Here is a 9955-nt window from a genome sequence, read left to right as displayed (position 1 = left end):
AGATAGTCGAAAAGTGATAAACAACTTTTCCTGATAGCCTTTTTTGCCTTGCATGCATTAAGATATTAATAATCAATGACATAGATAAATTTATTTTTAAATATCTCAGTTGTGCAACAGCCACTAAAGCCCCGGGCTATTTCAATCATAGACCAGATTTCAATTTAACTATAGAATTAAAAATGAACCGGAATTTCATACGGGAGCTGAAAAACGGAGCTTATACTGTATTTGATACAGGAGGTGTTTTTCTGTAAAATATCACCCCCATGTCATCTCTTTAAATTAATTGGCATATCGGGAATTTCCGATATATCTTTGCATCGTGGATCAGGTAGAAATTTTCAAAGCACTGTCGAACAAGACAAGATTGCAAATCCTTAATTGGCTTAAGGAACCGGAATTAAACTTCCCGGATCAAAAACAACATGCCGGTTTTGAACATGGGGTTTGTGTCGGGCAGATCCAATTGAAGGCGGGACTTACACAATCAACCGTTTCTGAGTATCTATCGGTTCTGCAGCGTGCCGGGCTCATAAAATCAACCCGTATTGGTCAGTGGACCTATTACCAGCGTAATGAAGCGGCTTTTGAGCTCTTAAGCCAAATTATTCAAAAAGAAATATAATAAAACACATAAATAGAATGAATACAGACAGCTTATTCAGGCCATTCAGCCTGAAATCACTCAATATAAAAAACCGGATTGTAATGGCGCCAATGACGCGCTCATTTTCTCCCAATGGCGTACCAACAGATACTGTAGCTGAATACTATCAAAAGCGGGCAGAGGGCGAAGTGGGATTAATTCTCTCTGAAGGTACCGTCATTGACCGGGTATCTTCATCAAACGACCCCAATATCCCCCATTTCTATGGTGAACAATCCTTAGCCGGATGGAAAAAAGTAATTGATCAGGTACATCAGGCAGGAGGCAGTATGGCTCCGCAGATATGGCATATGGGCGTTATGGATAATCATCGTTCCGGCTGGCTGCCTGCACAGCCCTTTGAGGGTCCGTCTGGCTTAAACAGGCCGGATTTCAAAAACGGCAATGTCATGACCGAAGAAGACATTGCAGATACCATTTTAGCTTATGGAAAAGCGGCTGCTGATGCTAAACGTTTGGGTTTTGATAGTGTTGAGCTACACGGGGCGCATGGCTACTTAATTGACCAGTTCTTTTGGGATGGTACCAACAAGCGTACAGATGTCTATGGTGGCAAAACGCTCGCAGAACGCAGTCGTTTTGGTGTAGAGGTAGTTAAAGAAGTGCGTAAACAGGTGGGTGAAGATTTTGCAGTAATCCTTCGATTGTCACAATGGAAACCCTCTGCATATACCAATCAAATGGCCAAAACTCCTCAGGAAATGGAAAGCTGGCTAAATCCGCTTTCTAATGCAGGAGTAGATATCTTCCATTGTTCACAGCGTCGTTTCTGGGAACCTGAATTTGAAGGATCAGACCTTAATTTTGCAGGCTGGGCAAAGAAAATAAGCGGTAAAGCCACGATAACCGTTGGTTCTGTGGGTTTAACCGGCGAATTTTTAGCAGCATTTGCTGGTGAAAGTTCTGAACCCAACAATCTGGATGAGCTGATGAGGCGCATGGATCGTGGGGACTTTGATCTGGTTGCTGTTGGCCGTCCGTTGCTTGCTGACCCGAACTGGGTTAAAAAGATTCAGAGTGGTCAGAGTGATGAGTTAAAAGGATTTACGAAAGCTGCGCTTGGGGAATTGGTTTTGGAATAAATCGAGCTCCCTCAATAATGGAGTGTACAAAGTAATTTTTGATTTATAGATCAAGAGTACCAAGAGTACAAAGCCTGATGTGAAAATATCGGGCTTTGTTGTTTTTCCATATTCGTTCTTTATTGCTAGATTAAATTAGTGTGAGTTCAATATATAATCTTTCTGGGTTCCTGTTTTCATTGAATAATTTTCTCTTGTTTTAGAAAGCAGGGTTTGTACCTCTTCGGTTCTGATAGTCCCGTGTTCTGCTGTTATTTTTGCAGAAGATTTAATAGATATCATGAAATTCAGTATTGCAAAAAAGCTACAGCTGCCACCCGAGTTTATTTCAAATGGCAGGTGGCCCTTTTGCCAGACTGCCCGTCCCCATGAAATACAGCTCCGGGTAAAATAAACCTTGCCGGAGGAAGTAGCTTCCGGCTATTGGTGATTTGAATCAGAACGTTATTTCTTGCCGGAACTACTCCGGAGGAAAGGGCTAGACTAGCCTATAACACGCTGGCATTGCTTTCCAAGAACAAAATTTTTTGGTTCCTGAGCCTTATCTGACCAATTATAACCATATTATTTTAACCTTCCTTATATCCAATTCAGGTTAGATTAATCCTCCGGTTTCAAATGTTCATTTAAAATCTACTATACCTTCCCAATAACCATTCATCAAATTTTATTTTAATTTTATACCCAATCGGGATTAAAATGAAAGTACACCAGACTACGATATATGACATTGCAAGGGAATTAAATATATCCAAGTCTACCGTTTCGCGTGCCTTAACCAACCATCCGGAAGTTAAATCTGAAACCCGGAAAGCAGTTCTTGACCTCGCCGAAAAACTGGATTATCAGCGTAATATGCTGTCAATCAATCTGATTTCAAGAAAAAGCAACCTGATTGGGATCATTGTTCCTGAATTCAATACCTCCTTCTTCCCACAGGTGGTGATCGGTGCACAGGAAATGGCTAGTAAACATGGTTATAATATCATTGTGAGCCAGTCGAACGAGAAATTTGAAACCGAAGTAGAAAATGCAAGAGTTATGCTGGCCAGCCAGGTTGACGGAATATTAGTCTCAATCACAAAAGAAACCCGAAGCTATGAACACCTGAAAATTTTTGAACGTAAAGGCATTCCAATTGTTTTATTCAACCGGGTTTGTGATGAAATGATAGTACCTAAAGTGGTGATCAATGATTATGAAGCTGCATTTGGTGCTGTTGAACATCTTATCCTGACAGGTAAAAAAAGAATTGCCCATCTCGCAGGCCCTGACTCATTAATCACAAGCAGAAAGCGTTTAAAAGGATATCTGGATGCCCTTAAAAAGCATAAAATACCGGTAGATGAATCTCTGATCATCCCCTATGATCTAACCATTGGTAAGGTTAAGATCTATATCAAACACTTAATGGATCTTAAAAGTCCGCCTGATGGATTGTTCGTCGTAAATGATCCGGCAGCAATTGAAGCGATCCAAACAATTAAAAAAATGGGAATCCGTATTCCGGAGGAAATAGGAATCGTTGGTTTCAGTAACGACTACGGCTCCGACCTTATCGAACCCAGTCTGACCACTGTTGCTCAGCCACAAAGACTGATGGGCAGTACTGCGATGCAATTATTGCTCGACCTCATGGACAAGGAGGTCTCACAATGGAAAGCCGTTACTAAAACCCTCGATTCAAAGCTGATAGTCAGAAACTCCAGCGTGTTACAGGAACCAGAACCTACCTGATTCCTAATATTTTAATTCATTTAAAAGACCTGCACCTCAAATATTGCTGCCGGAACATTACTTGCAGGATGTTCCGGGAAAATCCTGATCGAAGAAGTACTTATCGCCTGATCCAATAATACATCGTTAACGGTCTGATAATTACCTGTTTTTTCAAAGATCAGGTTGCCTAAGGCATCCATTATTTTATAATTTCTAACTGTATGGGGCACAACGCGCTCTGGATGAACCCTGAGGGTAGACTCCAGTGGATGGTCAAAATCTGAGTCAAAGAACAGTACTATTCGCTTAATCTGAACAGGCTCTTCCCAGCTTAAAGTCACACAAGGATTCGTATCTTTAAGATCGGCAACCCATGCATTAGCAGCATTTGTTGGACGGCAAAAACCATTAATCAGGTTTGAAACTTTAAAAGGTTTGAGCGCTGCAAACAGTTTAAATGCCAGATTTTGATGTGCCGGCCGCCTTGAAGGAAGCCAGAACTCAAAAGAGTCGATTCCGATCCCGTCGGGTGGCAGCTGAACACCACTTGTGGCTACAGATTTATTGTAGCGGTTCATTAACATCATGCTTCCCGTAAGAAACATATTGCTGGTTTGAACTGAAACAAGCTCATTTTTCAGAATACAAACAAAAACATATTGTTCCCCCCCGATTATATGATCAAATTCAACGCTTAATGTACTCTTTCCCGCGGTGACAGGAATGTCACGGTTCTCAAGGATTATCTCAGGCGTGTAATTGATTGGATTAGCACTTACACGTAATTGCAGACTTAAGTTTGTCTTCTCTTTTGCATCGACCTCAAAACTGATATTTATCTGATCTCCCGACGTAGCCGGCAATAACTGAGCAGTGGAATATTCAAGTTTCTGCCAGCTTCCATCAGCCTTTAATTCAGTAAGTTTAAATTCAGAACTAGCATTGATACCTGCATTATGCGCTAAATTTGTCCTTTCCGGCTCCAATCCGGGAATAAAATGCCCTTTTTGCGTCAGTTCCTGCCTCAACTCCTGAACTTTTGAAGAATTGGCGAGTTTTGAGGGAGTAATCTTGTTCTTCAGGCAATATTGAGTTGCAAGGCCCAGAACCTGCGCCGAATAAGATACTGTGGCCATTACCCTCGCCGAACCGAATGCCACGTGACTTGCACTTATAATTCTACCTGCTAACCAGAGATTTTTAATGTTTTTGCTGTACATACATCGAAGCGGGATCTGATATATCCCCTTTGAATGCCATTGATTGCAGCCCGGCTTATCACTAAAAACTCCGTCGGCGGGATGCAGATCCAATGACCATCCTCCATAAGACACTGCATCCGGATGTTCCCGCTGTTCCACAACATCCTTTTGGGAAAGCATGTAATCTCCTTCAAAACGCCGGCTCTCCCGCTTACCCGGAATGTGTCCAACCCATTCCAGGGTCAGATTTTCGGCTTCAGGATATTTCCCTGAGTTTTTAACATGATCCCATATACCATAGATTACTTTCCATAATTCCCATTTAATCTCTTCGGTCTGATGAATGGTATCGAGCCTGCCCCCGTATTCAAGCCACCAGAGCTTACAGCCATGATCACTGATATCATAAGAACGGTATTTAACTATGGAGGAAACATCCTTCAAAGCATAAGAAGGAGCAGTAAATGTTATTGGATGACCGGCATTCTTTGTAAAAAAGTAAATGGAATGTCCCAAAAGTTCACCGTATTCCTTATCGGGTGCAAAACCCTCATCAAATTCATCCTTTGACTCTGCTCCCATCCTGAATGCCGCACCTGCCTGAAAAGCCACGATTCCATCTCCGGATGCATCGCAGAAATAAGGTGCTGATAAAATATAACGGGTCGAGTTCTGACTGCAAAAGCCAATTACCTCACTAATCTCATCCGGAGCCGATTTTACTACTTCATAAACCGCAGTATTTAAAAGAAGTGTTAGATTCTGCTCATTCTTTACCTTTTCAAGCAAAATGGTATCCAGAATGATCGCATTCCCATCCGGGTTCCGGTACATATTCTCAATCAGGATTTCACTCAATACCCCACCTTCCCTCGACCAGCGGTTATTATTTCCCATGCTTGAGGTTGCTCCCAAAATCCACAATCTCACCTCACTCGAAGCATTTCCACCAAGTACCGGCCTGTCCTGCACAAGAATAACTTTTAAACCTTCCCTTGCTGCAGCAATGGCTCCGCATGTACCCGCGATACCACCTCCAATGATAACCAGATCAGCATTCATTGGGCGTTCATAAACTGAACGTCCGGCAGAGGAAAACTCACTTTTAATCATAAATTGTATATTAACATTGATAAACAGATTAGTCTCTTGAATAGAATATAATTCTTCTCGACGCCCTCCATGGGATGATTGCGAGAACAAAAATCAATGCCGCTATCGAACCTAAAAGACCAAAATTATCTCCCGTAATTAAACCCAGAACCAATAAGAGAAATGCAGTAAATGCCAATGCAAATGCAGTTATTTTCAAACCAAATTTGTTTTGTTGTAATGATTCACTAATCTCTTCTTCTGATAAATTAGCCTTTTGAGCCTTTCTTGAGCTTTTCTGGGCTTTAAATTCCAGGTACTGCGGACTTAGATAATTAGAATAATAAGCCCTGATCTCATTGGCAATCAGAAGTACCAGTGGTACACCTACCCCAACCAGCATTTCTTCTGCCCGGTTAAGTTTGAAATCGATAAGGAAGGGTAAAATTATTTTAAATATCAAATTGATTCCTAAACTGACGTAAGTGATGATCAGCGTGGCTTTTCCGCTCAGCCTTTTGGAGACCAATGCCCAGATTGGAGGAGCTAAAATCGGACCACCGGTGATGGCACCAACACTTATGGTTACATTCACCAGACCACCGATATAAGGCACCATGAGTGCAATTGCGATCATCCCAAGGCCAATTAGCCAGGATGACAGGCGGGCAACCTGCATTAGTTTACGGTCGCTTGCCGCCGGATTGATCCTGCCTTTATAAATATCATTCGTAAATACAGCGGAGACTACATTTAAGGTAGTATTTGCGGATGCAGAAGTTGAAAAATACATTCCGGTAAGCATTAAGCCTAATAATCCTGGAGGGAGCACCAGCTGACAGATCATTAAATACGCATTTTCTGTATCCAGACCAGTCAGAGAAGGATTAATGGTCTTGTAAATCATTGGTGGCAGCATCCATAGCACCGGACTGATCAGATACAGACCCGCAAAAAGGTAAGCTACCTTTCTTGCTGATTTACTATCCTTAACACTGGTATAACGCTGTACAAATGTCCAGTTACCTCCGATATAGAAAATATGATAAAGTGTAAATGCAATAATGAATCCAAGGGTAAATTCCCCATTTAACAGGTCAAAAAATCCTTCCTGTGCATTTGTCTGAAACTTTGAAAGTCCGCCAGCTGCATCAAATGATAATGGCAGGATAATCAGAACAGCTGCGGTTAAGATCACGAACTGAAGAATATCAGTAACCATAACCGCCCAAAGTCCGCCAACAGCCGTATATGCGATCATAAATAAGCCCAGCATGATAGTTGAAGGCATCAAAGGATAGCCCAATGAAGCGCTGACAAGCTTTGCAACCGGATACAATACTGTTCCTTTAATGAATAAAGAAACCAGCATAAAAATATAGATATAGGTCTTTTGTACCTGTGAACCAAGGCGCTCTTTGATAAACTCTGCTGCGGTAAGGTTACCTGTAGATTTCCATAAGGGAGCCAGATACATTCCGCTGATCAGAGCGCCAATACACATAGTCCACTGGATGGTAATTGCAACCCACCCATATTTATAGGCTATTGAACCCCATGCGACAAATGTTCCAGCAGAGAAAAAACTCATAAAGAGTGATAATCCTCCAATAAACCATGGAACAGACTCTCCGCCAGCGAAAAATGACTTTAAATTAATTCCGGTTCTTGCGAAAACAAGTCCTATGCATAATACGAATGCTGAAAAAACAAAGATGACTATGGTATCTATATTTGGACTCATAATTAATTAAAATCTGCATGAAATGCCCCTCATTAATTTAAGGTGCTTAGGCCCTATCCTGTTGAATACTTATTAATAAGTACTTGTATAAATTTTCAGTGTGAAACATATATATAAATGTATTGTTAAGATTAAAACTTTGTCTAAAGCCTTTGACAAAAAAATCTTCGGGAACAGTCCCGATTTTCGGGAGCGCTCCCGACAGGGTCCATCATTCTCAAAGAGATCTGATTAACCTAAGTTCAATATAAGGAAGGCCAAAATAATACGGTTATAATTGGTCAGATAAGACTCTGGTAAACAATGATTAGATTTTAAAAATCAACACCCGTGTTTTATAGGCTGGTTCAGCCCTTTCCTCCGGAGTATTTCCGGCAAGAAATAACGTTCTGTTTCAAATTACGAATAGCCGGAAGATACCTCCTCCGGCAAGGTTTATTTTACCCGGGGCTGTTTTTCATCGGAACGGGCAGCCCGGCAAAAGGGCCATCAACCATTTGAAATAAACCCGGTGGCCGATGTACCTTTCTGCAATACTGAATTTCATGGTACATGCTAAATCTGTTAAAAAAATAATAGCAGAACACGGGAAGGCGCGACCGAAGAAGCACAGACCTTGCTTTCTAAAACAAGAGAAAATTATTCAATTTAACCTTACTCAAGCAAGATTTTATATCAATCTCATTTAGTTAATTAAGTCAAAATTTCAAAGCTTTTAAGAATATGCGAGCCATCAGGAATGTTATGCAATAAAGCCTGACAGCTTGAAAAATATTTATAGATTTATTAAAAATTAAAACGATGATCAAAGCATTTTCCCTGAAAATTTTATCAATCACTTTCCTGCTATCCTGCTCAATATCTGTCTTCGCTCAAAATGAAAAAGCCGAAGCAGATTTGCGTGAGATCATGAAAAAACTGGATGTGGTGGGTCTTTCTGTTGCTGTAGTAAAAAAAGGAGATATTATTTATAGCAATTCTTTTGGTTTGAAGGATATCGACACAAAAGCTCCACTTTCTGACACAGATATCTTCCGGATTGCTTCCATATCCAAGTCATTCTCAGCAACTTCTATCATGCAGTTAAGGGAAGAAGGGAAGCTTTCACTGGATGATGATTTTAGCGATCTGGTAGGTTTCAAAATCAGGAATCCAAAATTTCCGGACAAGGTAATCACATTGAGAATGATCCTATCGCATACATCCAGTATAAATGATAGCCAGGGATATTTTACACTCGATGCCATTAATCCTTCCAAAAATCCGGATTGGGCCAAATGTTATAGCGACTATGCTCCGGGTAAAGGATACAGATATTGTAATTTGAATTACAATATGGTGGGCACAGTCATTGAAAAACTAAGTGGCGAGCGCTTTGACAACTATGTTAAAAATCATATTTTGAATCCACTCGGACTTTATGGTGGTTACAATGTTGATTCATTAGATGCTAATCGTTTTGCAACTCTGCATGAGTATGATGCCGCAACAAAGACATTTAAACCCTCTCCTGCGGCTTATAATCCAAGACGTGAGGAAATAAGAAATTATGTAATGGGTTATACAACCCCTATTTTCTCACCGACCGGGGGAATGAAGATCTCGGCCAGCGATCTTGCAAAATACATGAGTATGCACATGAATATGGGTAAATACAAAGGCAAGAGAATTATGTCGAAGAAGAGTGCAAAACTAATGCAGACTAAGGTTGCTGATGAAGAAGGTTATGCCCTCGCCCTGACAAACCTCGATGATCTGATACCCGGCAAAATGATGGTTGGGCATACCGGTTCGGCTTATGGATTATACAGCGCGATGTTTTTCCATCCCAAAGAAAAATTCGGAATTGTGGTGATTACCAATGGATGTAATCCTACTTATACAAAAGGGATTAATGATGTTTTGAGGGCTGGGGTGAATAGTTTGTACGAGAATTTTATTAAATAGTATCAAGAACCAAGAATCAAGACTAAATCCGGGTTCATTTGAAATTTGGTTTTCAGACTTACGAATTTACCTAAGCATCATGCATTTAAATTCGTAAGTCGCTTGCTATTGTGTCAGTATCAAGAGCCAAGAATCAAGACTAAATCCGGGTTCATTTAAAATTTTATATTCAAGAATATTGACTATTTCTAAACATTTTACAGATGAAAATCAGTTTTTATAGGCACGAGATCCCTCCTGCGTCGGGATGACAGTCTAGGTTTGAGAATTAGGAATCAAGACTTAATCCGGGTTCATTTGAAATTTGGATTCAAGGATATTTATTAATACTACCTAACTTGACAATTAGCACAAATTGCTGTCCTTGCCTGAATATGTTGACCGAAAATAGAGGTTTATAAACAATAAACCAAAATGAGATGGCAACAGTCAGTGAATATGAAAGATTAACAGTTCAGCAACGCAAGGTGCGTTATTTTAATGAAACCTTTAAGCGTTT

At 40.6% G+C, this 9955-nt stretch carries 7 protein-coding genes; 4 read left to right on the top strand and 3 right to left on the bottom strand.

The window, feature by feature from the left end; all coding sequences use genetic code 11:
* Positions 1 to 325 precede the first annotated feature (325 nt).
* Positions 326 to 628 (top strand): helix-turn-helix transcriptional regulator, encoded by a 303-nt coding sequence (locus Q8M41_RS16720; protein WP_305366443.1) that lies wholly within the window; start codon positions 326 to 328, stop codon positions 626 to 628.
* Positions 629 to 645: 17 nt separating this feature from the next.
* Complete coding sequence (locus Q8M41_RS16715) at positions 646 to 1752, top strand: NADH:flavin oxidoreductase (RefSeq protein WP_305366442.1); 1107 nt, start codon at positions 646 to 648, stop codon at positions 1750 to 1752.
* A 135-nt stretch (positions 1753 to 1887) separates the two neighbouring features.
* Here the strand turns inward: Q8M41_RS16715 and Q8M41_RS16710 are convergent, their stop codons facing one another.
* A complete protein-coding gene (locus Q8M41_RS16710; protein WP_305366441.1) occupies positions 1888 to 2034 on the bottom strand; it encodes a hypothetical protein in 147 nt (48 codons plus the stop codon).
* A gap of 417 nt (positions 2035 to 2451) precedes the next feature.
* Between Q8M41_RS16710 and Q8M41_RS16705 the strand changes: the two genes are divergently transcribed.
* The gene (locus tag Q8M41_RS16705) at positions 2452 to 3489 is read left to right on the top strand and encodes a LacI family DNA-binding transcriptional regulator (protein ID WP_305366440.1); all 1038 of its coding nucleotides are present in this window, start codon (positions 2452 to 2454) and stop codon (positions 3487 to 3489) included.
* A 20-nt stretch (positions 3490 to 3509) separates the two neighbouring features.
* Here the strand turns inward: Q8M41_RS16705 and Q8M41_RS16700 are convergent, their stop codons facing one another.
* Complete coding sequence (locus Q8M41_RS16700) at positions 3510 to 5786, bottom strand: FAD-dependent oxidoreductase (RefSeq protein WP_305366439.1); 2277 nt, start codon at positions 5784 to 5786, stop codon at positions 3510 to 3512.
* Between the two features lie 28 nt (positions 5787 to 5814).
* On the bottom strand, positions 5815 to 7509 hold the full coding sequence (locus Q8M41_RS16695; RefSeq protein ID WP_305366438.1) for a sodium:solute symporter family protein: 1695 nt from the start codon (positions 7507 to 7509) through the stop codon (positions 5815 to 5817).
* Between the two features lie 801 nt (positions 7510 to 8310).
* Between Q8M41_RS16695 and Q8M41_RS16690 the strand changes: the two genes are divergently transcribed.
* On the top strand, positions 8311 to 9456 hold the full coding sequence (locus Q8M41_RS16690) for a serine hydrolase (RefSeq protein ID WP_305366437.1): 1146 nt from the start codon (positions 8311 to 8313) through the stop codon (positions 9454 to 9456).
* The last annotated feature ends 499 nt before the right edge of the window (positions 9457 to 9955 follow it).

This window comes from Daejeonella sp., from assembly GCF_030684675.1.
In the GTDB taxonomy this organism is placed as follows: domain Bacteria; phylum Bacteroidota; class Bacteroidia; order Sphingobacteriales; family Sphingobacteriaceae; genus Daejeonella.
The sequence above is the reverse complement of the archived record's forward strand: the minus strand, read 5'-3'. Positions and strand labels throughout refer to the sequence as shown.